General features: G+C 62.9%; 16 protein-coding genes. 7 read left to right on the top strand and 9 right to left on the bottom strand.

Annotated features, from left to right (window positions below; translation table 11 throughout):
* The first annotated feature begins 50 nt into the window (after positions 1-50).
* The 6 genes from JOE41_RS20420 to JOE41_RS20395 all read left to right on the top strand — a co-directional run bounded on the left by JOE41_RS20420 (position 51) and on the right by JOE41_RS20395 (position 6,992).
* Entirely contained in the window at positions 51-920 is an 870-nt protein-coding gene (locus JOE41_RS20420; RefSeq protein ID WP_209753426.1) for a S1C family serine protease, read from the top strand.
* A gap of 65 nt (positions 921-985) precedes the next feature.
* A complete protein-coding gene (locus JOE41_RS20415) occupies positions 986-1,558 on the top strand; it encodes an HdeD family acid-resistance protein (protein WP_209753425.1) in 573 nt (190 codons plus the stop codon).
* Positions 1,559-1,802: 244 nt separating this feature from the next.
* Positions 1,803-2,162 (top strand): UBP-type zinc finger domain-containing protein, encoded by a 360-nt coding sequence (locus JOE41_RS20410; protein ID WP_307800730.1) that lies wholly within the window; start codon positions 1,803-1,805, stop codon positions 2,160-2,162.
* 24 nt (positions 2,163-2,186) lie between these two features.
* The gene (locus JOE41_RS20405; RefSeq protein WP_209753423.1) at positions 2,187-3,929 is read left to right on the top strand and encodes an FAD-dependent oxidoreductase; all 1,743 of its coding nucleotides are present in this window, start codon (positions 2,187-2,189) and stop codon (positions 3,927-3,929) included.
* A 160-nt stretch (positions 3,930-4,089) separates the two neighbouring features.
* A complete protein-coding gene (locus JOE41_RS20400) occupies positions 4,090-5,727 on the top strand; it encodes a CdaR family transcriptional regulator (protein WP_245201323.1) in 1,638 nt (545 codons plus the stop codon).
* Positions 5,728-5,882: 155 nt separating this feature from the next.
* A complete protein-coding gene (locus tag JOE41_RS20395) occupies positions 5,883-6,992 on the top strand; it encodes a hypothetical protein (protein WP_209753422.1) in 1,110 nt (369 codons plus the stop codon).
* A gap of 732 nt (positions 6,993-7,724) precedes the next feature.
* Here JOE41_RS20395 and JOE41_RS20390 read toward each other — a convergent pair.
* The 9 genes from JOE41_RS20390 to JOE41_RS20350 all read right to left on the bottom strand — a co-directional run bounded on the left by JOE41_RS20390 (position 7,725) and on the right by JOE41_RS20350 (position 19,275).
* Positions 7,725-8,816: a nitrilase-related carbon-nitrogen hydrolase gene (locus JOE41_RS20390; RefSeq protein ID WP_209753421.1), complete on the bottom strand. Its 1,092-nt coding sequence runs from the start codon at positions 8,814-8,816 to the stop codon at positions 7,725-7,727.
* A gap of 181 nt (positions 8,817-8,997) precedes the next feature.
* Positions 8,998-9,990: a LacI family DNA-binding transcriptional regulator gene (locus JOE41_RS20385; protein ID WP_209753420.1), complete on the bottom strand. Its 993-nt coding sequence runs from the start codon at positions 9,988-9,990 to the stop codon at positions 8,998-9,000.
* A 149-nt stretch (positions 9,991-10,139) separates the two neighbouring features.
* The gene (locus JOE41_RS20380; protein ID WP_209753419.1) at positions 10,140-10,853 is read right to left on the bottom strand and encodes a gluconate 2-dehydrogenase subunit 3 family protein; all 714 of its coding nucleotides are present in this window, start codon (positions 10,851-10,853) and stop codon (positions 10,140-10,142) included.
* 38 nt (positions 10,854-10,891) lie between these two features.
* On the bottom strand, positions 10,892-12,544 hold the full coding sequence (locus tag JOE41_RS20375) for a GMC family oxidoreductase (RefSeq protein ID WP_209745400.1): 1,653 nt from the start codon (positions 12,542-12,544) through the stop codon (positions 10,892-10,894).
* A gap of 43 nt (positions 12,545-12,587) precedes the next feature.
* Positions 12,588-13,538, bottom strand: a complete 951-nt coding sequence (locus tag JOE41_RS20370) for an aldo/keto reductase (protein WP_209753418.1) — start codon at positions 13,536-13,538, stop codon at positions 12,588-12,590.
* A gap of 44 nt (positions 13,539-13,582) precedes the next feature.
* Positions 13,583-14,647 carry an ABC transporter permease gene (locus tag JOE41_RS20365; protein ID WP_209745405.1) on the bottom strand — a complete coding sequence of 355 codons (1,065 nt, stop codon included), beginning with the start codon at positions 14,645-14,647 and terminating at the stop codon, positions 13,583-13,585.
* 38 nt (positions 14,648-14,685) lie between these two features.
* Complete coding sequence (locus tag JOE41_RS20360) at positions 14,686-16,269, bottom strand: sugar ABC transporter ATP-binding protein (RefSeq protein WP_232223616.1); 1,584 nt, start codon at positions 16,267-16,269, stop codon at positions 14,686-14,688.
* A 60-nt stretch (positions 16,270-16,329) separates the two neighbouring features.
* The gene (locus tag JOE41_RS20355) at positions 16,330-17,424 is read right to left on the bottom strand and encodes a substrate-binding domain-containing protein (protein WP_209753417.1); all 1,095 of its coding nucleotides are present in this window, start codon (positions 17,422-17,424) and stop codon (positions 16,330-16,332) included.
* A gap of 744 nt (positions 17,425-18,168) precedes the next feature.
* Entirely contained in the window at positions 18,169-19,275 is a 1,107-nt protein-coding gene (locus JOE41_RS20350) for a LacI family DNA-binding transcriptional regulator (RefSeq protein WP_209753416.1), read from the bottom strand.
* 209 nt (positions 19,276-19,484) lie between these two features.
* Between JOE41_RS20350 and JOE41_RS20345 the strand changes: the two genes are divergently transcribed.
* Complete coding sequence (locus tag JOE41_RS20345; protein ID WP_209753415.1) at positions 19,485-19,970, top strand: hypothetical protein; 486 nt, start codon at positions 19,485-19,487, stop codon at positions 19,968-19,970.
* Positions 19,971-19,984: the final 14 nt, after the last annotated feature.

Raw genomic sequence — 19,984 nt, 5'->3', positions numbered from 1 at the left:
CAGGGGATCTTTCAGCCGTTCCTAGGATCGTAAGAGAAGTCGAGCCCTCTGTGGTCACGATCGAGACGTCAGGGGGCATCGGCAGCGGAGTGGTCTACCGCAGCGACGGCACCATTGTCACGGACGCCCACGTGGTGGAGGACCAACAAAAGAAGCCGTTCACGAGCGTCCGGATCCGCTTCGCGGACGGATCCCAGGCGTCGGCCACCGTCGTCGGTGTTGACAACGCAACCGATGTGGCTGTGGTGAAAGCTGACCGGGGCAACCTTCCGGCCGCCAAGTTCTCGACCGCGCTTCCCGAAGTTGGGCAGCTGGCCGTCGTCATTGGCAGTCCGCTCGGGCTGGAGCAAACCGTCACTGCGGGCATTGTTTCCGCACTTCACCGTAATATGCCACCGTCCGATGGAGCGCCCCAGGGCCTTATCGACCTCATCCAGACAGACGCGCCCATCTCCCCGGGCAATTCCGGTGGAGCCGTGGTCAACAGCAGCTCGGAGGTCATCGGACTCTCGGAAGCCTATCTGCCGCCCAGTTCGGGCGCTGTGTCGATCGGGTTCGTGACGCCCGCGGCCACCGTGACCGACGTAGCGGACCAGATACTCAAGAGCGGAGTGGCCGCACACCCGGTGCTTGGAATCATTCCGACCGACATCTCTCCCGAGGTCGCAAACCGCTTTGGCCTCCCCTCCACCTCGGGCGCGCTGGTCATCGAAGTTGCCCAGGGGGGGCCGGCAGCCAAGGCGGGTTTGCAGCCCGGAGACATCATCACCCAGTTCGACGGGCAGAAGATTGCCAGTGTGACTGACCTCCTAGCCGCTATCCGCAAGAAAGAGCCCGGCCAGCAGGCCGATGTCGAGTTCCAACGCGGACAGGAAACAAAATCAGTGAAAGTCACATTGGGCACCACGGCAACGGGATAAACCCGTTCGTGTGGTCCGGCCTGCAATATTACGATTAAACCAATTCCAGAAACAGAGGTGCGTCCATGTCCGACCCAATGGCACAACAATTGTTTAAGGGATCAGGAACTGCGTTGATTATCCGGGGCGTTGCGGCCGTTCTATTCGGCATTCTGGTTGTCCTCTGGCCCGGTGCCTCCGTACTGGCACTGGTGATGCTCTTCGGAATCTACGCTGTCGTTGACGGCGTCACCAGCATCGTGCAGTACGTCACGCGAAAGACGCGCCGGTCCGTCTGGCAACTAGTGGGCGGGATCATCTCCGTGCTGGCGGGTCTCGTCGCGTTCGTCTGGCCGGACATTACCGCCCTGTCGCTGGCGCTCGTCATCGGCGTGTGGGCGATCATGCTCGGTGTCTCCCAAATAGCGCTGGCCTTTGAAGTCAAGAAGAGTGTCGGCTCGTGGTGGCTCTGGCTGACCACAGGCATCATCACTACCCTCTTCGGACTCTTCCTGGTCATTCTTCCCGGGCCAGGCATACTTAGTCTCCTGGGGCTGCTTTCGTCCTTCGCAATCCTCCTCGGGATACTCCTGATCGCCTCCGGCGTTGGACTGCGCAGGTTGGGCGAAAGCCCTGAACCGAGGCTCTCGATGGGCTGAAAGGCTGCCTACGGGCCACGGCTTCTCGGAATTCGGCCCGCTGACCTCACCTGGTCCACCACACTCCTTAGGAAAGAACGCCGCACTCGGTACACAGCCGGGATCCGAGAGGCGGCAAGATCCGGCGTGAAATCGGCGGGCGAACCCCAAGCCGGTATGCGGATCTACCGGACGCCGCTTGACAGGCCGACAGGCCGGGTCTAGTACTTGCCTTAACCGGTACACCCACCTGATCCATCCGATAATGGTGCCCATGCCGCCGGTCAGGGCCAACGCGACGCTTATTGGCCAGTTGTCGCGGCGATGCTGGCTCCATGGCCGGACCGACATAGGAGCCAACATGATTGCCGGAATTCTTGATCCACATCTCGCGCTGATTCGTCCGGTTCGGGTACGCACACCGCAGGGCTGCGAGGAGTGCCTGTCTTTGGGCACTCCCTGGGTTCATTTGCGTTTGTGTCTCTCCTGCGGCCACGTCGGGTGTTGTGATTCCTCACCCATGCGGCACGCCCGGGCCCACGCCACCGAGTCGCATCCAATCGTTCGTTCCTTGGAGCCCGGCGAGGACTGGCGCTGGTGCTATCCCCATGAGGCGTTCGTCTAGGGTATCGGCGGGCGCAACCAGCTGATGGAACCTATCGCAGACTCAACGCTGATCGAAACGCCGGATGTCTCTGGCGCCTATCCACGGCTCAGCCAAGCCCAGATCGAGTTGTTGGGCCGTGCCGGCACCGGCCGGGCTACCTCAGCCGGAGAAGTCCTCATACAGGAGGGAAACTTCGACAGTGACTTCTTCGTCACACTGCATGGCAAGGTACTGGTCGTGGAGGGGCTGCACGACGCCGGCAGCAGACAGCCTGCTGAGCTGGGCCCCGGCACGCGGATCCTAGAGGTTCACGGTCCGGGACGGTTCCTCGGGGAATTGGGCCTGGTCGAGGGGCAACCGGCCTTCGTCAGCACTGTGTCCGCCGAGGCGGGTGAAGTGCTCCAGATAAGCGGGGACGATCTCCGCCGCGTGGTTCTGACGGACCCCGCGGTGGGCGAGACCATCCTGCGGGCATATCTTCAGCGCCGAATCCTGCTGATCAGCGCGGGCGCGGGCATCCGCATCGTTGGATCCCGCTTCAGCCGTGACACCCTTCGCCTCCTGGAATTTGCAGCCGCCAACCGCGTGCCTCACCGGCTGGTCGATCTGGAGGATGATGAGCAGGCGCAGGCCATACTGGACCGGGCCGGGATCCTCGAAAGTGACCTGCCCGCAGTGGTGCTCAACGCTTCGCAGGTCCTCAAGAACCCATCCAACGCAGACCTGGCTCTCGCCATGGGCCTGCGGGCAGTGAATGAGCACGTAGCCACCTACGATCTCATGGTGATTGGGGCCGGTCCGGCCGGCCTGGCGGCCGCCGTCTACGCGGCGTCCGACGGGTTGTCGGTCGTCCTGAAAGAAGGCTTCGGGTTAGGTGGGCAGGCCGGCACATCGCCGCGGATCGAGAACTTTCTCGGCTTCCCCGCCGGGCTCTCCGGCGGGGAACTCACCGAAAGAGCGATCCTTCAGGCCCGCAAGTTCAGAGTCCAGATCAACGTCGCCTGCCGGGCGCGCACCATCGAGTTGAGGGACGGCGAATTCCGCGCCGACTTCAACGGGAGCGGGCCTGCCTCCTCACGGGCCGCGCTACTGGCAACTGGGGTCCGCTACCGCCGGCTGCCGGTCCCCGGACTGGAGGAATTCGAGGGGATAAGTGTCTTCTACGCCGCCACTGTCCATGAAGCCAGGCTCTGCGGATTGCAGCCAGTGACCGTCGTCGGCGGTGGAAACTCCGCGGGACAGGCCTCGCTTTTCCTGGCTGGCACGGGAGCACCAGTGCGGCTGGTCGTGCGCGGGACGGATCTCCGCGCGGACATGTCGAGGTACCTCGCGGAACGGATCGAACAGCATTCGGGCATCGAGGTACTGCTGGGGGCCAGCATCGTGGGAGTGGATGGTTCAGGCGCCCTCGAACGGATCGTCGTCGATCTGCGAGCCACAGGCGAACGGCGCATCTTCGACTCCCGATACCTCTTCATTTTCATCGGGGCGATGCCGCACACAGAATGGCTGCAGGGTACCCTCGCCCTGGATGACCACGGCTTTGTGCTCACCGGGGCTGATCTTGAGGATATTCCTGCTGAGTTCAGCCATCTGGGGCGCAGACGGCTGCCTCTGGAAACCAGCGTTCCCGGGATGTTCGCGGCGGGCGATGTTCGGCATGGCTCGGTGAAGCGCGTAACGGCTGCCGCCGGTGAGGGCTCAACAGCGGTGGCAATGATCCACGAGCACCTGCGCCTCCTCCGGGAAGGACCGGCCGGTGCACAATCAGGTGAACCACAGTGAAAGTCCAGCAGGACCATGCCTCCAATGTCCGGCATTGCTGTAGGCCTCGCGAGCATCCGTCCAGAGAGGCGGCAGCCGCTGAACCGGGCCTTCGACCGCGCAGGGGGCTCAGTCGTCCCTACTGGGCGGCCGGCGGCCGAGGAACCTCCCCTTGCCTTGGATGGAAACGAGGATCAATATGTTCGATCGGCGTGTGGCAGAGGAAACCCTCAACAGGGCCGCGCAGGCGGTGTCGGAGATGTCGTTCTGTGAGGTCAAGGACCGCTATCTCGCGGTAGATGGCCAGCTGAATCCCCACCCCGAACGCGCGGCGTTGCCTCAGGATCAGGCCGTCCGTCGCCTCAATGGCGGGGACTCCGTTCTCCCGTCCGCCAGGTCGGGCTGGCGATATGCGCTGTTCACTGTCGGCGACAGTGGCCAACTGAACGGGTGTCTGGTGCTGTCCGCCGCCGACCCTCCGGATCTCCCGCAGCTGGTGCAGCTCCGGGCAGTTGCGGGGACAACGGGAACTGCCCACACCAAGGGATCCACGAGGGAACTCCCGAGCGACGCAATCGATCAGCTGCTCCGTCGCGAGGACATGGACACGCGTCTGCTGTCCCTCTCGGCGACGGTACTTGAGCTCGAAGAACATGCCAGGATCCGGGATGCCTTGGACCAGAGCGTGACTCTCGATCTCGGGGACAGTGACTGCAGGGAGGGATTTCTGGCGGAAGCCCTTTCACGGCTGACTGGGCGGCCCATCTGTATTGAGAACGCGTTCGGGCATATAAGCGCGGTGGCTGGGATCGGATCCAGACGCCCATACCCCAGGCTTGACGCGGCGGCCAGGTCGCGGACTGCGCAGCTCTGGCTTGCCTCCGGCTCACCAGTCCACGAACTGCGGAGGCTGGTTGCCCTTGCCCTGTCGCACGGCGAGGTGTTGGGGGCTATTTGCATGCTGGAAACCGACCGGCCGGTCACAGCCGGCAACTTGTTCGCTTTAAAGTACGCAACGCGGGTCTTGGAGGTCGAGTTGTCGCACCGCCGCAGCCTGGCCCAACTGGAACTACGGCTGGGGCGCGACCTCGTGGACGAACTCGTGTCCGGTATGGAGGGCGCGACCGCGCGCGTTCGTGCAGAGGCATTGGGGTATGACATCAGTGGTCCGCAGCACGTTATTGTGGCGCAGTGGCAGCCGGGGAGAACTGACGATACTGTCGTCGTCGCACTGCGCAGGACATTCCTGGAACTCCGTTCGTCCGCGCTCGTTTCACGTCGCTCGGACATGGCTGTTGCGGTCGTCTGTGGAGATCCACTGGGTGCCGAGGTCTTTTCCGCTGTCGCCAAGACCCTGCGAAGTGCCACCGGCGCCGTGGGCATCGGGGGTCCAAGCCCGGATGTCGCCCAAATTCCGCGCTCCTTTTCGGAGGCCCTGCACGCGCTGCACATTCGGGCCGGTTCAATCGATCCCTACGGTGTCACCCGATTTGATCAACTGGGGATCTACCGCATCTTGGACACAGCTGGGGGCCGACCAGATCTCGCCGGCTATGTTGACGAGTGGCTCGGCACTCTTCAACGCGCCGATGACAGCCGGGGGTCTGACCTGGTGCAAACCCTGGCGCAGTACCTGGACCACGGCGGCAACTATGACAGTACGGCCGAAAGCCTGACAATCCATCGAAGCACTCTGCGTTACCGCTTAAAATCCATCCGGCAGATCACCGGCTTCGACCTTGCCGATCCCGAGACCCGACTTAACCTCCACGTGGCAACGCGCGCATGGCGCCTTCGTCCGCACGTCGCCCCTCCGTAACCATGTCTCAACAGCTCAATAGCCGCAGCCGGTGGGTTGCGTCGTGACCTGCCGGATCCGAATACGGGCAAGTTCTGGACGAGCGGGGCAAATGTGGCATCCGGGGCGGCAGGGAACTCTTGCCGGTCATCGACACTGAACCTTAGGAGGCCGGCATGCAGGAACTTTCGGGTGACGCGTCTCCTGCCGGGGTCCGTACGCTGGGCGTGCTTGCAGAGCCGGAGGTCACCGCCGAGTTTGCCGAGCGTAACGGACGCGAAGTCGGCCATCTACTCAACCTTGCTGATGAGCGCCACGACTGGTCCGTGGTGATCGACTACCAGGATTTTACGGCCGGCGATGGCCTGGCGCCCATGCTGGACTCCCTGGCCAAGCACCGGATCCGCCGTGCATGGGATGTGATGGTCTGCCTGACCGATCTTCCGATTCGTCTCGAGGGCCGGACTGTAGTCGCGGAAGTTGCCCTTGGGGAGCCGATCTCCTTGGTTTCCCTGCCCGCGCTCGGCGCCGTCAACATCGACCGCCGGGTCCGCACTACCGTCGCGGACCTCGGCTGGGCGATGCACCGCCACTTCGATCCTGATGATGACGCTGGGGAATTCGGTCCGCCCTCGCTGTACCGATCACGGCGTATTAAGACCACCGTTCTTGACGAGGGGCCCATTGGGTTCCGTTTCGTCTCAGCAACCCGCCTCGGCCGGGGACAGTTGCTGGCGGGCATGCTGCGGGCGAACCGTCCCTGGCGGCTGGTCTTCGGATTGAGAAGTGCAATGGCCGCCGCGATCGCCACAGGCGCCTTCGCACTTGTCACGGATACCATCTGGCAACTCGCAGACCTGCTGGGGGCACCGAGACTGGTGTTGCTGACGCTGCTTTCGATCAGTTCGATGGTGTTCTGGATCATCACCCAGCACGATCTGTGGGAGAGCCCCCGGCGGGACGGTCTCCTCGAGAGATACAAGGCTTCCTTGTATAACACCTCTACCGTGTGGTCCTTGACGATCGGCGTCGTGATCAGCTACGTCCTGCTGTTCGTGGCCGTGCTGCTGGCCGCGGCGTTCACTATCGACGATGTCTTATTGGCCCAGACCCTGCGACATCCTGTAAATGTTTGGGACTTGGCCGAAGTCGCCTGGATGACGACGTCGGCGGCTCTCATCGGGGGCGCGTTGGGCTCAGGATTCGAGTCGAAGGACGACATCCTGCGGGCGGCGTACGGTCAACGGGAACGTCATCGTCGCCAGTCGGTCGACGAAGGCGAATAATCCGGCCATGCCGGAGGCCTTTGCGGGGCAAAATCGTCGCCCGGATACCGGAGGCAGCTATGCTCGATTCGTCCCGAAGAGTCACTATCCGGCAGGACAAAACCTACACGGGCCTCGCCTGTGCGCCGCGACCATTGCCCCATAAAGACACTGTCATCGAAAACCGTACGGCTCCTACCGCTGCGCTCACACTATTGCACAGGCCATTCCAGGCTCGGATACTCCCCCGGCGGTCCATCCGCCTGCCTGGTCGACGCCGCTATCCCGCAGTGTCATTGACCAGTGGACTCCACAACCACGGGACCGGCCTAATATGGGGCCCGGGCAATCCCGAAGGGATAGGTCTTTTCTACTACCCGGCGCCCGGGCAGGGATCCCCCCGTTCCACGTCCGGTTCCAAGGCCCAGGCTGCCCGATGTAACACATTCGAGAGTCGGCCACGGAGGCGGCTGACTCGTCTACGCTTTCTCATGGCGCCTCCGGGTTCGATTACGGGGGCCCCGGGCAACGCACTGAGGGCTTCGGTATTGATAGCGCCGAGGAGCGGGTAGGCCAGCTGGGAATAATCCATTGTCTTCTTCTTGTCTCGCCAGGCGGCCGCGACCGACAACGACCACAGCCGACCCGTAACTAAGTCTGCTTTTCATGTTGTGAATCGTTCAGCTCAGAAACAGCCGAGGCACAAGAGTTGGCCGGGGTGCGCGAAACGCGCTCCCCGGCCAACTTCCCTACTTATGCCCTGTAGCCCGAGGGCGGTGTGAGCACGCCGCGCTCGATGAGTTTCTCGATATTGGCGGCCCGGGTTGAGTCTTCCCGGGCGAGCCAGCCCTCGCTCGGGGGTGCGTCGAGGTACTGGTTCTTCGGGTAAATCGGGTTGTCGTAGATGACCCGGTACTGCTCGGTGCGCAGGTCCTTGAACTGGTTGTACAGGCCGTTGGCGACCCTGGCCCGGCGGAGCGCTTCGATGTCGATTGTGGTGCAGACGAACGAGTCGCCCGAGGTCCAGCCCTGCTGTTTGGTGAGGATCTGCCCGCGTGGACCGACGATCATGGACTGGCCGCCGAACAGGTCCTGCATGCTCCCGTCGTCGCGGACTTCGGGCCCCAGGTTCGGAGCGACGATGTACGCCGAGTTGAACATGGCGTGTGCCCGGTTCTGCAGTTCCCACATGCCGTTTTGGACGGCCGGCTCGATCAGGGTGCCCCGGATAATGATCTCGGCGCCGTTCATCGCGAGCCCACGCGGCACCTCGGGGTAGACACCCTCGTGGCAGATGGCGTACCCGATGTTGCCGATCTCGGTCTTAGCCACAGGGAAGATGGCGTCCATTGCGTTGCCGTTTCCCTTCTTTTCAATCCACTCGTCCCACACGTCGTGCGGGTTCATGTTGCCGAGCATGCCGCCTTCGTAGGCATCACTGGTGGCCTTGTAGCGCTTGTAGATGATCTCGCCCTGCGGATCGATGATGAAGGCGACATTGAAGTGGCGGTCCGGGAAGTCCTCGTCCTTGACCATGTACAGCTCGGCAGCGATGTAGGTATTGAGCTCCACGGCCTTCTTCGCCAGCTCGTCCGTCTCCGGACCAGGGATCGTCACGGCAAAGTGGGCCTCCTTCTTACGGTTCCCAGGCGTGTTGGCCATCATGCCCTGGATCGCCATCTCGGGCAGGACTACCAGCTTGACCGGAGAGCCTTCCCAGGCGCCGACCATGACCGCCGTGTCGATGAATTCGTTGATGCGCTTGACGTTGGCGACGCCGTCGCCGGGATTCTTCACATTGATTGTCCGCGGCGAAACCGCAACGACGACAAATGGATCGACCATTGTTTTCTCTCTTTTCTCTTCTTTGAGTACCTGAGTTAGCGCTAACTCACGATATTCCGGTTAGGTGGGAAATTGCAAGACCTTTGGGTTCACAGCTTTTCAAGAAGCGGCTAGGGCCCTCTTCAGTTCCCAGTCAAGGAGTTCAGCCCCGAGCAGGACTGTAGGTAGCCAGCGGAGTGGTTTAGCGCTGACTTGGGGGTGGCGCTGTGGTGTCGCGGAGTACCAAACGCGGTTCCAACAGAGGGATATCTCCCTCAGCCTCGTCTTTTATCATGGCCAAAATGCGACCCACAGCAATGTGGCCGATGGCTTCGAAATCGAGCCTTACGGTCGTTAGTGCCGGACGAAAGAAGGGCGCTTCTTTGACGTCGTCAAATCCCACGACGCTGACATCTCCCGGGACGTCGCGCCCGGCCTCGTCCAGTGCCTTGATCACTCCCAGCGCGAAGGGATCATTGGCGGCGAAGACTGCTGTGACGTCCTCCCTTGCGGCGAGCTCACGGCCGACGCGATATCCCTCGGCGGCTGACCAGTCGGTCGTTGCGATCGGCGTCGGAACGAAACGTCCAGACGCCCCCAGTTCCGCTGCCCATCCCTGGACCCGGGCGGATGTTGCCATCCAACCAGGCGGGCCTTGAACGTGCCACACGGTTTTGTGTCCGAGGTCCAGCAGGTGGCGCACCACCATCCGGGCACCTCGCACTTCGTCAACGGAAACGCTAGTCGGGCTCGGATGCGATCCTTGCTGGAACGTCACTACGGGGACACCGATGTCGATACCCTCGAGCACCGCGATCGCTTCCAGCAGGGGTGCGAGCACGATCACGCCGTCAACCGTGTCCGAATTGATGGATTCGAAGGCAGCCCGGATATCGCGGCGTTCGAGACTGGCCAGAGTGACTAAACGCGTCGCGTAGCCATGTTTCCGGGCTTCCTCAGAGATACCGTACAGGGCTACCGTAGGTCCCAGGACAGACAGTTCGAAGCTGACAACACCGATCGTCATGGTCCGGTTGCTGGCGAGAGCCGCGGCCGCGGGATTTCGACGGTACCGCAGTTGGGCGATTGCGTGTTCGACGCGTTCACGGATGTCCGGATCGACATTGGTCGCTCCCCTGACAACCCGCGACACCGTCTGCTGGGACACCCCGGCGAGCCGGGCAACGTCGGACATCCGGGGAGCCTTTGACCTGGAGGCCAGCCGCTCCCCGCGCCCATTGGAGTTTCGGGCGTTTGAGGGAGCGGGGGTCGTGGACACATCTACATTATCCCCGGATACCCCCGGGCAGCCACGGAACGTGGCTCCGGTCGGCGCGCCAACTGTCACGGGCGCCGGTACCGCAGGACCTCAGGATGCTGGTCGTATGGCCACTCGGCTCCCTCCACCATGTACTTGCGGGTGGTGTAGGTGCCGTCCATGGTTGAGGCCAGCGACGGAGGTCCATCGAAGCCGATGACACCCCAACCGACGCGGTTCTCGTTCCCTCCGTACACCGGGTCGCCGTAAAACCCCTGACGGGTGTTAAGCACCAGAAGCGGGAAGAACTCCAGAAAGTCCTCGTTGACCGGTTGGTTTCCTGCCGGCGCGCCCCCAAGGCCAACCTCGGAGTGCTCCAGTGAAAAGGCGTTGGGCTTGGCCAAGCCCGACAGCGTCTCGAGCACCGCGTCTTGGTCCGCTTCCGTCAGTTCGATGAACTCGCGGTCTGCATGCTCTTTCGCCAGCCGGTCCAACTCCACAACGCCCTCGCGGTAAAACTCCCGGCGCTGCTTGATTCGCTCCTGCCATGCGGCCTCCTCGAGGCCCTCCATCCGGAGGAACCCGTTGCCGTCCGCTGCCGGAAAGATGAACTGCGTTCCGGCGAGCATCCGGTCAATGAAGCGGACCACCCTGGCCTCGCGCGCACCCGGGTGGTGGTCGGCGGGGATAATCCGGGCCGATGCCGCTTCGATCGTGTTCCACTCGTGCTCGGTAAAGAAGACCGGCCCGTCCACGTCCCGTGTTGAGATGGGTACCGTAGCCCATTCCGCCTGTCCCATATGGCATCTGTCCTTTCGTGTCCTGTATGAAGTGCGAATCAGTTGTCGGACCAGCCGTGGCGGTCCACCTGGAGGATATGGTCAGAGCACCTCCAGGCGTTGGCCATGATCGTCAGGGCCGGGTTGATGCCGGTCGCCGTCGGGAAGAAGCTCGCGTCGAAAACGTAGAGGTTCGGTACTTCATGCGAGCGGCACCAGCGGTCCACGACGGACGTCGCCGGATCATTGCCCATCCGGGCGGTGCCCAGTTCATGCGAGGTGTTGCCCGTGATCCGTTCCATATTGACCGGAATGACCTTCTTCGCCCCGGCAGCCTCGAGGATTTCCCCGTTCTTGGCAACCTGCCAGCGTTCCTGGGCAAAGTCGTTGGAGTGGGGCGTGTGGGTAATACGGGCCACCGGAAGACCCCATGCGTCTTTGACGTTCGGGTCAAGGTCGACACGGTTGTCCTCCACCGGCAGGTCGTGCAGGAGGACACCGATTTTCATGCTGTGGTTGAAAAAATCGCGGTCGGCGTCCTTGGCCGCCTGGCCCCACGTAGGCCGGCCGGGGAAGCTCCAGTTCACCGGGTGGCCGATCATTGACGGGAAAATCAGTGATCCCAGGATGTGGCCCCGGCTCTCGTCCGTCTCGTAGAAGTCGAACGAACACAGGCTCATGTAGTGGCCCGCCCACCCGTAAAGCGGGTCGCTGACCTCGCGGTCGAACAAGCCGACCGAGAATGAGTACTGATGGAAGGTGGCGTTCTTACCCACCATGCCGCTGCCGTTGCCGAGTCCGTCCGGGAAGAGCCCTGACTTCGACATGAGCAGCAGGCGTGGGGTTTCGATGCCGCCGCCACAGACGATCACGGCTTTCGCGTGCTGGACGAACTCGTCGCCGTCCTCGTCCTGGTAACGGACACCGGTGGCGCGGCCGTCCTTGCCTACGAGTATCTCGCTCACGTAGGAATCGGAGCGGAGGTCGTAGCGCCCGGTCGCAACCGCGTCCGGAATGAAGCTGATCAGCGTGGATGACTTGCCTGTTCCCGGGTCCGGGTACTGCTGCCAGAAGCCGTTCTCACTGAATGGCTGACGTCCCCGATAGGGTTCGGTGACCATGCCCTGCGGCATGGGGAACGTGCCATGCCCGAGCTTTGACATCGCGGTGGCGAAGGTCCGTCCAATCTGGCTCAGCGGTGATGGCTTGGTGGGGTAGCCGCGGCTGCGCCACGCTTCCCACTTGTTCGCTCCGGCAAGGCCCGACGTGCCGAACTCCCACTCAACGCGTGTGTAGTACGGCTCCAGTTCGTCATAGGAGATGGGCCAGTCAACCAGGCTTGCGCCCGGAACATCGCCGTGCAGGCTGCGCAGCTTGAAATCGCTCTCCGCCATACGCGGAACCATGCCACCCCAGTGGGTGGTGCCGCCGCCGACGACCTGCGGCGTGGCGGAAAAGTTGGTGATTTCCGCCTCTACCTTGTCGTTTGGGCGGTAGGTCCGCGGTTTGATCTTCGGGTCCTGCCAGATGAAATTCCGGTTGAGGAACTTGAGTTCGTCCCCCGAGGCGTGCTCGGGCTTTAGCCAGGGCCCACGCTCGAGGCCTACCACCTTCAGGCCGGCCTCCGACAGCACCTTTGCCGCGGTTGCCCCGCCGGCGCCCGCACCGACGATGACGACATCTACCGGCTCTGGCTGCTTCTTCCTGGTCATTGCTTCGTTTCCTTTCGTAAATTCCTGCTACCCGCCCCGGTAGTTAGACCGTCACGGCTTCGATGCCGTTGCGTCCCTCGCGTGCAAGGGGCAGGAGCTGGTCCCAGAGTTCCTGGGGGATGTCGTGGTTGAGCAGGCCGAGGGTCTCCTCGACCCGGCCCGGCTGGGACATTCCGACGATGGTCGACGCCACGCGCTCATCACGGACCGAGAATTGCAGGGCAGCTGCTGCCAGCGGGACGCCGTGCTGCCCGCACAGTTCTTCCATGCGCAGGACCCTGTCGATCGTCGTCTGGTCCACGGGCGCGTAGCAGTACCGCGGGACGGCCCTCGGTCCCTTGACGAGCATCCCGCCGCCGAACGGGGCGGCGTTGACGAAGGCGACTCCGCGGCGGGCCGCGTCTTCCAGGAGCGGCTCGGCGGTCTGTTCAACGAGGGTGTAGCGGTTGTGACTGATGACGGCGTCGAATGCGTCCGTGGCCAGGTACTGCAGCTCCAGGTCGATCGGGCCCCCGGCTACGCCCAGGTGCTGGATAACACCCTGGTCCCGGAGATCGATGAGGGCTTCCAGCGGTCCGCCCTTGGCCACCCCCTCCTCGAAGGAGATCTTCTCGGGGTCGTGCAGGTAGACGAGCTGGAGTTTATCGAGGCCGAGGCGTTCGAGGCTCTCCTCGATTGAACGGCGGACACGGTCCCCGGAGAAGTCGGCGCTGCCGGGAAGCGGGTCGACCTTCGTGGCGACGACGTAACCCTCGGGGATGCCGCCGCGCTCGGCGATCGCCCGGCCAATCCGCTCTTCACTTGCACCCCCGCCGTACTCATTCGACGTATCAATGAAGGTAAAGGGCCCGTCGAAGACACGCTGAATAGTAGCGACGGCGGTGTCTTCATCGACCTCGTAACCGTATTGGGCGGGAAAGCTGCCGAGCGCACTGGTACCGACACAGATATCGGAGACGGTCAGGCTGGTGCGGCCAAAGGGGCGAATGGACATGGTTCCTGCTTTCTGGAGCTGAATGGGAAGACGGGGGTAGGCGGTCAGACGGCGCGGGTGCGCGGGAAATGTTTCGAGAAGAATCCGGAGATCCTCTGGACGCCGCCTGCGCTGGAGAGGAAGACGGCGAGGATGATGACCGCGCCCTTGATGACCAGCTGCGGCTCGGAGGAGATCCCGACGAGGTTCATAATGTTGATGATGGTGGTCAGGATGAACACGCCGATCACTGCGTTCAGGGGATCACCCTTTCCGCCCATGAGGGAGGCGCCGCCCACGACGACGGCCGCGATGGCGTCGAGCTCGTAACCTACACCGATGAGCGAGCTTCCCTGCCTCAGCTGGGAGGCGGCGATGAGGCCTGCCAGGCCGGCGAGCACCCCGGAGATGGTGTAGGTGATGATCAGGTTCCGTGCGACCGGCAGGCCCGAAAGCCGCGAGGCTTCAGGGTTGCCGCCAATAGCGTAGAGCGAGCGGCCGAACGTAGTGTATTTGGCCACGAGCGCCGCGGCCACGGCCACGATAATGAAGATCAGGACGGGGTGGCGGATCCCGAGGAAGCTGCCGCGGGAGAAGGTCTCAATGATCCACTGGTCGCGGATCTCGATCAGGCTTGTTGACTGGATGATGTAGCTGAAGCCCTTGACGGCGCTCATCATGGCGAGCGTGGCGATGAACGGGGGGATGTTCAACCAAACGACGAGGATGCCGTTGATCAGTCCGGCTGCAGCGCAGCAGGCAAGCACGAACACAACGGACGCGCCAGCGGGCATCCCGGCCTGCAAGGTCAGTGCCGTGATTACCGTGGACATGGCGAGGATCGAGCCTACGGAGAGGTCAATTCCGCCCGTCAGGATGACAAAATATTGGCCGATCGCCAGCACGACGACGATCGAGGCGGCCGTGATCACGTTCTCGGCATTGCGGAACGTCAAGAAGTCGTCGGAGACGTAGTAGCCCACCGCGATGATCGCGAGAAGCACGAGGATAAGGTAGCTCTTTGGCAGGGCGCGGAGGGCGCTGCCCCGCAGTCGGGAGCTGATACTTGCTGAGGGCGATGGGGAGGGCGCGCCGCTCTTTGGCGGCAGGGACGACAAGGTCCGGGACATGGTTGTACTCCTGAATAGAAACTGATTGAGGGGGGCCGTCAGGCGAAGCGCTCGAGAATGGCGTTGCCGGAGGGGTCGATGTCGTCGTGATCGAGTTCGGCGACGACTTTGCCGCGCGCCATCACGAGGACGCGATCGCACATCATCGCCTCCGTAATCTCCGAGCTCGCCACCACGACGGTTCCTCCCGCCTGGGCGAACTCGCGGATGAGCTCGTACATGTCCTCCTTCGCCCCGACGTCCACGCCGCGGGTTGGTTCGTCGCACACGAGGATGCGCGACTGGCGGACAAGCCAGCGGGCCAGGATGGCCTTCTGCTGGGTTCCCCCGCTCAGCGTTTTGAGCGGTTGGTGCACCCCGGATACCTTCATGCCGAGCCGGGCCACCATCTCCCCGGCCACACTGCGCTCCCGCCGGGACTGGATCACGCTCAGCCTGCTGAATTGCGGCAGGCTGGCGAGCGTGATGTTGCCTGCAACACCCATGTCCGGGATGAAGCCCGCTGCCTTGCGGTCCTGCGGCAGCAGTCCGATCCCCCGGCGGATCGCGTCGCGGGGGGCACGGAAGTCCACCGCTTTCCCATCGACGCGGATCTCGCCGGAAGTCCGCCTTCTCGCACCGGCGATGAGGCCGGCCAGTTCTGACTGGCCGCTGCCGATGAGCCCGGAGATGCCGAGCACTTCGCCTTCACGCAGCTCGAACGACACCCTGTCCACATGCCCCTGCTCGGAGAGGTCGCGGGCAGAGAGAATGACATTCTCCCGGGGACCGGCCCCCAGGCTGGGCGAGCGTTCCCCGCGGAGGGCCGCATCGGCAATGGAGCCTTCAAGGCTCTTTCCGACCATTGCCGTGACGACGTCGGCGGGCTTGGAACTTGCCGTTTTCAGGTCGGCGGCGTTCACGCCATCGCGCAGCACGGTGACGGCGTCACAGAGCGAAAACAGCTCATCCATGCGGTGCGAAATGTATAGCAGCGTCACGCCTTGTTCCGAAAGGGAGCGGAGGACGGTGAACAGCCGCTCGACATCGGGCAAGGGCAAGGTGGAGGTGGGTTCATCCAGGAGCAGGACCCGGGCGTCCTTGTGCAGGGCCTTGGCCAACTCCACGGCCTGTTGTTCCGCTGTGGAGTAACTTCCCACGGGGCGGCGGACATCGAGATGGAAACCTACGCGGTCCAGCGCGGTCCGGGCTTCGGCCTGCATGCGCTGCCAGTCGACGGAGGCCCCCGCCCGTCGAGGCAGCTGGCCAAGGAAGATATTCTCCGCCACCGAAAGGGACGGCACGAGCGATAGTTCCTGGTAAATGGTGTGGATCCCGGCGCGCTGGGCGTCCATCGGATCACGGAAGCGCTGAAACTCGCCGCCAAGGCGTATGCTTCCGCTGTCCGGGGACTCCGCTCCGGAGAGAATCTTGACGAGTGTCGACTTGCCTGCGCCGTTCTGCCCGGCAAGTGCATGAATGGATCCACGGGCGACGCTGAAGCTGACTCCCTTCAGCGCCTGGACGCCAGGATAGGACTTGGTGACGCCATCGAGCCGCAGCTCCGAAGCGCCGTCGTGGGTGTCTCGTGCCGTCTCCGCCGCTGCGGTGGAAGGCGAGACCGGGTTATGGGCGAGCATCATGCTCCTTATATAGGGCTCTGGATGGATCGGCCGGCCGCGGGGCGGCGCCGGTCAGGGAGCTCAGTTTTTTGCGCGGACGTAGGTGTCCGAGGGGACGTAGTACTCTGGCGCCTCGACGGGCGTGATCACCGTCGTGTCGATGTAGTTCGTCTTGTCCGGGCACTGGGACTGGTCGCCATTGAAGGCGGCAAGTGCCATCCGCACGGCGGCAACTCCCTGGTCCCACGGCTGGTTGGACGCGTCGGCCTGCAACGGACCCTTGGGGTCGTCCACCATTTCCTTAATGGCTCCCATGCCGCCGTCGTAGCTGGCCATGATGATCCCGTCGCCCCAGAGCCCGGCCTGCTGAAGCCCCTGGACAATGCCGCCGTGCATGACGTCGCTCATGCTGTAAATGACCTTGAGGTCCGGGTTGGCGGTGGCAACGTCCCGGATCGGGGCGAGCGCCTTGTCCGGCTTCCACTCCCCGTACTTCGTTTCGAGCTTCACCGTGGTGACGCCCGGGTGCTTTTCCATCACGCGGTTCCAGCCAGCCATAAAGCCGTCAAACCGCAGGTCGCTCAGCACGTCACCCGGGAAGCCTCCGATACCGACAAGCTTGATCTGGCCGCTGTCGCCGTACTTCTCGAGCGCCTTCTGGGCAGCGACTTCCCCGGCGAGTGAACCGGTATGTTCCTGGTCCTCCGCAACGTAGCAGAACATGTCTGGGACCAGCGACTTATCCAGACTTGAGTTGACGGTGACGACAGGTATGCCTGCATCCTTAAGCGCTTGAACTGAGGGGCCGACGCCGATCGGGTCGTTCGGGTTCATGACGACGACGTCCACGCCCTTGGTGATGAGGGTCTGCACGTCAGCGTTCTGCCGCACGGTGTCACCATTAGCATCAAGCAACTCGAGTCGCGCCCCGACCTTGCTTGCCTCGGCCTGACCGCCCTCGACAAGGGTCTTCCACCAGTCACTGCCGCTGATGCCTCGCTGGCTCCAGCCGATGACCAGTCCCTTGCCTGTTGCCTTCGCCTCCTCATCGGCGGCGGCGGCCGCCCCACTCTTGCAGCCAGCGAGTCCGAGCGTTGCGACAGTCAGGATTGAAGCGCAAAGGGCCGCCGCGGCCAGCCTACTGCTCCGACGGGTTCCAGTTTTGGTTCTTTGCATGAACAACACTTCCTTGTGTTCGTGAGTGCCCCAGTTTGGGGCTTCGTGAGCTAAGTTACACCGTGAGTTAGCGCACTATCAAGAGCTTTCAAGAAATATGTTAAGGACTTCGAATCTCGCTGGCTAGGGATCGAGATAAGCGCTAGCAAAGGGATTTTACTCATTGTCTGGTATTCAATTTAGCCGTAGCATTGTTAAGTTACCGCTAATTCAAGCCCTCTAGGGGAGCTGCCGGAAGGAGGGGTTGCGCCCGGATACGGGAGGCGAGGCTCGCTCCGGCAGCAACCCGAGCGACATGGGGAACGTGGCCGCCTCAGGCCGTGTGGGCGTATCTTTCGCGGATCCAGGCAAGCCGTTAGGCGTCGATCCCTGAGGGGTCCTTCAGGGTGAATTCATTGTGCCACCAGTAGGCCGATGCAGGCTCGGCTCTGTGAATCCGTGCCTATTCGACTTCCCTAGTCAGGACAGTGCTGACCAGAATCGCACCACGACGGGGATGGATACCAAGAAACGCACGCCCGTGGACTGCGTGGAACGACGACACGTTCTCCTACAGCTCACACCCCCGCCAGCGCAGATATCTTGTCCAGAAGCGAACCGTATACGGTGGAAGAATTCCGGCCGCCATCAATGCGTTCTCTTGCTGTGCGAGGCATTTCATCAACCATACGACCGAAGGACGCAGCACATACTCCGACAACGCGAACGGTCGTCAGACGGGACTAACCGGATGCATGCTGCCGCTCACGTTTTGTTTGGAGGCGTTTCAGGTGTGTTTTGGTGAGGTGCTTTGCGGGTGGCACGAGTGGCACTGTTGCGCACTACAAGCGTCGGCGTGATTGGCGTACGGTCGACGTCCCGGCCCTCCATGGCGCCGAGGAGCACCTCCGTGCTCATAAGTGCCAGCGCGGTAAAGTCCTGGCGCACGGTGGTCAGGGGCGGCAGGAAGAAGTCTGACCCTTCGATGTCGTCGAATCCGACGACACTGACGTCGTCCGGGACGCGGATGCGGTTTTCGGCGAGAGCGCGAATAAGCCCAAGGGCGGTATGGTCGCTGGCTGCGAAGATCGCCTGAGGGATCCTTCCCTCCCGGACGAGCTGGAGGCCGGTCTCGTAGGCCCATTTGGGGCTCCAGTCGCCCTCGATGCACAGTCCTGGTGCAAGTCCGGCATCACGGAGCGCGGCCTCCCAGCCGCGCTTGCGTACGCGTCCGTCGAACCAGTCCATGGAGCCGGCGAAGTGGGCGATGTCGGTGTGGCCCAGGTCTATGAGGTGCTGGGTGGCCAGCCTCGCTCCGAGCTCCTGGTTTTCTGAGTATGTGAAGACGTTTGGAGTTGATGATGCTCCGGCCGCAATCATCTCCACCGGTACACGGCATGAGGCGTTCCAGACAGCTGCTGCCATGTCGACGAGAGGTGCGATGACTATGATCCCCCCGACGCCGGTATCGTCCAGGGTGTCGAGGGCGGCTTGCACAGACTCTTCATAGGGTTTTTCGACACTGATGACGGTTGTGGCGTAGCCCTTCTTACGCGCAATGTTCTCAAGGGCCATGAGCGTCCCGACAGGGCCGAATCGTGGCGAGCCGTCCGAGAGTATGCCGATGGACGTTGACCGGCTGGTGACCAGCGCGGTCGCGGCCCGATTCCGCCGGTACCCGATGTCTTTAACGATCTGCAGAACTCGCTCGCGAGTTGAAGCACTGACGTCCGGCGCGTTGTTCAGGACTCGCGAAACAGTCCCGAATGAGACACCGGCGATTTGCGCCACATCGTTGATAGTCGGCTTCCGCCGCAAGGAAGTGTCCGGAAGCCGCTCATTCGCCTCGCGGGGGATCGCTGTTCCTCTCACGTGCCCTCCTGTCCTGCACCGGCCGGGCCGAGTCCGCGGTCGTTCCGTGCGTCTTAATCTTACGTCGCCGCAGGCTTCCCGAAACTCAAACCGGCTAAAGGCGTGATGGTTGACACACACCTCCGTAAACGTTTACGATTTGGAGCGTAAACGTTCACGGTAGCGTCGTAAACGTTCACGGAGACAGACTTCAACGAAGAGGGAACGGTATGAGCAACACCATCGACGATGCACTTCTACTCGATCCCAGCGTTGGCATTCGAAATATTGACCCCGCCCAGTGGGCCAATTTGGAAATGCTCCTGACGGACGCAGCACGTGATGATCTCGCAGCCGCTGTCCGCACCTTCGTCTCCGCAGGCTCCTCGGGCGTCGTCGGCATCTTCGATGACAACCTCCTTTGGGCGAGCCTGGTGGTCTCCGTCGACCAATCAGGCGCGCCGACGTCACTGTCAACCATTGACGGCTCGGTCACCGAGACAGCCGGCGCTGAAATGACCAAAGCGGCAGGCGAAGCGGTCCGGTGGGTTCAATCCCATCACGGACCGTGTTCCCTGGGCCTCTTCGTCGACAAAGCGCAGGCAGAGGCGGTCCTGACGTCGTCAGACAAGGCCGCTGCCATCCGCACGGCCGCCGCCGCCGGCGGGCTCGTCCTCTCGCCGGTTCCCCCTGCCCTCGCCATAGCCCTGGCCTGACCCAACACCACCAT

The sequence above is a fragment of the Arthrobacter sp. PvP103 genome, from assembly GCF_017833075.1.
Taxonomy (GTDB): domain Bacteria; phylum Actinomycetota; class Actinomycetes; order Actinomycetales; family Micrococcaceae; genus Arthrobacter.
Note: the sequence above shows the minus strand (reverse complement) of the source record. Positions and strands in the feature narration are given on the sequence as shown.

Coding starts and splice junctions, on each gene's coding strand:
- JOE41_RS20360 (WP_232223616.1), bottom strand. CDS start 16,269: ATGATGCTCGCCCATAACCCGGTCTCGCCTTCCACCGCAGCGGCGGAG.
- JOE41_RS20415 (WP_209753425.1), top strand. CDS start 986: ATGTCCGACCCAATGGCACAACAATTGTTTAAGGGATCAGGAACTGCG.
- JOE41_RS20380 (WP_209753419.1), bottom strand. CDS start 10,853: ATGGGACAGGCGGAATGGGCTACGGTACCCATCTCAACACGGGACGTG.
- JOE41_RS20400 (WP_245201323.1), top strand. CDS start 4,090: ATGGAAACGAGGATCAATATGTTCGATCGGCGTGTGGCAGAGGAAACC.
- JOE41_RS20405 (WP_209753423.1), top strand. CDS start 2,187: ATGGAACCTATCGCAGACTCAACGCTGATCGAAACGCCGGATGTCTCT.
- JOE41_RS20370 (WP_209753418.1), bottom strand. CDS start 13,538: ATGTCCATTCGCCCCTTTGGCCGCACCAGCCTGACCGTCTCCGATATC.
- JOE41_RS20390 (WP_209753421.1), bottom strand. CDS start 8,816: ATGGTCGATCCATTTGTCGTCGTTGCGGTTTCGCCGCGGACAATCAAT.
- JOE41_RS20375 (WP_209745400.1), bottom strand. CDS start 12,544: ATGACCAGGAAGAAGCAGCCAGAGCCGGTAGATGTCGTCATCGTCGGT.
- JOE41_RS20365 (WP_209745405.1), bottom strand. CDS start 14,647: ATGTCCCGGACCTTGTCGTCCCTGCCGCCAAAGAGCGGCGCGCCCTCC.
- JOE41_RS20345 (WP_209753415.1), top strand. CDS start 19,485: ATGAGCAACACCATCGACGATGCACTTCTACTCGATCCCAGCGTTGGC.
- JOE41_RS20385 (WP_209753420.1), bottom strand. CDS start 9,990: ATGTCCGACGTTGCCCGGCTCGCCGGGGTGTCCCAGCAGACGGTGTCG.
- JOE41_RS20395 (WP_209753422.1), top strand. CDS start 5,883: ATGCAGGAACTTTCGGGTGACGCGTCTCCTGCCGGGGTCCGTACGCTG.
- JOE41_RS20410 (WP_307800730.1), top strand. CDS start 1,803: ATGGTGCCCATGCCGCCGGTCAGGGCCAACGCGACGCTTATTGGCCAG.
- JOE41_RS20355 (WP_209753417.1), bottom strand. CDS start 17,424: ATGCAAAGAACCAAAACTGGAACCCGTCGGAGCAGTAGGCTGGCCGCG.